Source organism: Luteibacter sp. P4_E6 (assembly GCF_056401535.1).
The window spans coordinates 1-2,469 of the sequence record NZ_JBFUJE010000549.1 but is presented as its reverse complement, the minus strand read 5'-3'; the positions used below and the strand labels follow the sequence as shown (position 1 = coordinate 2,469).

Here is a 2,469-nt window from a genome sequence, read left to right as displayed (position 1 = left end):
GTCTATCCCAGAGGACATCTGCTCTTCCCACTACCCTTCCCGGGCATCGTCTCGCTCCACTGCAGTTGGCCAGGTCAAGGGCTGTTTCGGGATCGGTGTCAGCTGCTTCGCTCCATCCCGCGCCAACCGCCTTCGCTTTGGCCGCGCCCCCTCCTTGACCTCTCACGGCACCCCGCTGCCTCCCCCCCCCTTTGTAGCGTCTGCGGCTTGCCAGCCGCATCGCTCCCGGCCGCCGCCCAACTCGATATTGAAACTTGCCTGTGCCGACTATGGGAATCCGTCCACCTCATTGGCTTGTTCGAAGGTGAACTGTGGGATGAGGAACGCGGACGGCGCATCTAAAAATGGCAAGAAGCACACCTTACGCGCGCAGCACGGTCCCGCCTTCACCCTGTCCGGGAGGGGGTGCCCCGCTCCAGGGACGCGGTGGTTGTGACCTTTCCCGCCGGCGAAACCCGTTCGATGACATCCGGGATGTCCAGCGTCATTGCCGAGGCCGTGATCGAGGAATACGCCACCCGGTTCGTCAAGGAACCGACCGTCTGAATTGATCCGTCGAAGGCACTACCGGGCATCGTCCTCATGGACTAGCCGGGCCGAAACCCACGATGCGCGTCACCGGGGTGTAGCCCATGCGCTCATAAACAGGGTAGCCCGCTTGCGTCGCATGAAGGCAGGTCTTCCGGTGGCCGGTTGCCTCGCTTGCGACCCTCAGCGCGTGCCGTATAGTTGCCTCCGCGAATCCGCGGCGCTGCGCATCCGGTCGCGTCGCCACGAGTGCGACATAGAGCACGTCTTCGATTTCCACGACAGACGCTGTCGCTACGGCGGTGTCACCGAGATACGCGAGATAGCAGTAGGCACTCTTCTTCCATAGCGTCGCACCATCGAGTCCGTCTCGCATCAGCTCTACGGGTAAGCTGTAAGCCAGGCTGTTGATATCGGCACATTCGTAGAAGCCGCTCATCCACCCCGGTATGAATCCCGTTTTCTCTCCGATGGCGCGTCGGGCGTACGCGAATACGGATCCGGAAAGTGGAAAATCCGCAGACAAGAGCTTATAGCTGTAGGCAGTAAAAACATCACGATCGCGCCTACCACGTATTACGTGATGTGGTCGGCCTGCACGTATGACGCACACTGATTTGCGGCTGATGCGATATAGGACTGTACCGGCCGGCTCACCTCAGGAACTGCAGGAATGACGCATTGAACGCGCCGGGTGCCTGCCACGGGGCGAAGTGACTGACTCCGGGGAGAATGACCAGGCTCGCGCCGGGAATGGTCCGGGCCATGTATCGGGGATGCTCTTCCTTGATGAACTCTTCATGGTCGCCATCGGCGACAGCGATCGCCGGGCCATGAATGGCCGCAAGCTGGCTGGCGGTGTAGTTGGGTTCGGTTTTCTGCATCTTCTCAACTGCTGCGTGCAGTGCGCCGAAGCCATCGGGTGTCGGCGATACGCGAGCGTACGTCTGCTCCAGCAGGACGACTACCTTTGCAAGGATCGGCGAGTCGAGCGCGCCAGGCTTGGCCGCGTCCGCATTCATGTTGGCGCCGAACGCGTAGATCCTGCGCACCCTGGCAGGATCTTTCATCGCCATCACGAGTGCGGTGTTGGCACCGTCGCTCCAACCGACAATGTCGGCCTTTTTGATATGAAGGGTGTCCATGACACTGCGTAGATCTTCCTCGAAGACCTCATAGCTCAGGGGAACGTTGCCGAGCGTGCTTCGACCGTGGCCGCGCGTATCGATGAGGATGACCCGGTGGTGGCTATCGACCAGGGCAGGCACCTGGTTGCCCCAGGAGTCGCTACTGGACATCCCTCCATGAAGGAGAAACACGGTGGGACCTTTGCCGACCGTTCCGTACCAGATACGTGCTCCCTCACGTGTGACATAGCCTTCGCTGGCCAGATGGGGAAGGGAAGTTGGCGGCGGAAGGCTCTGCCAAACGGGTGTCTGCGCATGGACGGCTGCCGTTGTCGTGAGCATGGCGACGGTTGCGAGTTCGACGAGTTTTTTCAAGGGATACGTAGTCCGAAAGGGGCAGGCCGGGTCCCGGCGGCAACCAGCCCGACCATGAGTGCATCATTTCGGCTCTAAGGTTTACGTACGTACAAAGTGCAAAAACCTGCGGTGAGCGTGCACACCCCGCACGGACCCAGTGCCCAGATGGACTGGTTGTGCCAGCACAGCCGCAGCAACAGACCGAGGACGCTGGCGGCAAGCATCTGCGGAATCACGATAGATTTGGCTTTACAGACTCATCGAGCGGCGAATCGGCGCGGCGGCGCGGCTGCCGGTTCATGCTGCTAGATCCGTCTCTTCCGACCCTTCGTTGTCGTCGTCAACGAGATCGACATGTCCGGACGACCCATCATGGATTCCGGAGGTTGCGGCATGGCTGGTTTTTTTTAAAACCCTAACCTATGCCTACCCCGACGRCCCTGCCGCCTCGAACCTC

Annotated in this window: 2 protein-coding genes; both read right to left on the bottom strand. The window is 60.7% G+C overall.

What is annotated here, in order from left to right:
- Positions 1-580: 580 nt before the first annotated feature.
- On the bottom strand, positions 581-967 hold the full coding sequence (locus AC1DT2_RS20625; RefSeq protein ID WP_477298406.1) for a GNAT family N-acetyltransferase: 387 nt from the start codon (positions 965-967) through the stop codon (positions 581-583).
- A 214-nt stretch (positions 968-1,181) separates the two neighbouring features.
- Entirely contained in the window at positions 1,182-2,030 is an 849-nt protein-coding gene (locus AC1DT2_RS20620) for an alpha/beta fold hydrolase (protein WP_477298405.1), read from the bottom strand.
- Positions 2,031-2,469: the final 439 nt, after the last annotated feature.

Excerpts from the sequence above, each read along its gene's own strand:
- AC1DT2_RS20625 (WP_477298406.1), bottom strand. The coding sequence starts at position 967 with ATGAGCGGCTTCTACGAATGTGCCGATATCAACAGCCTGGCTTACAGC.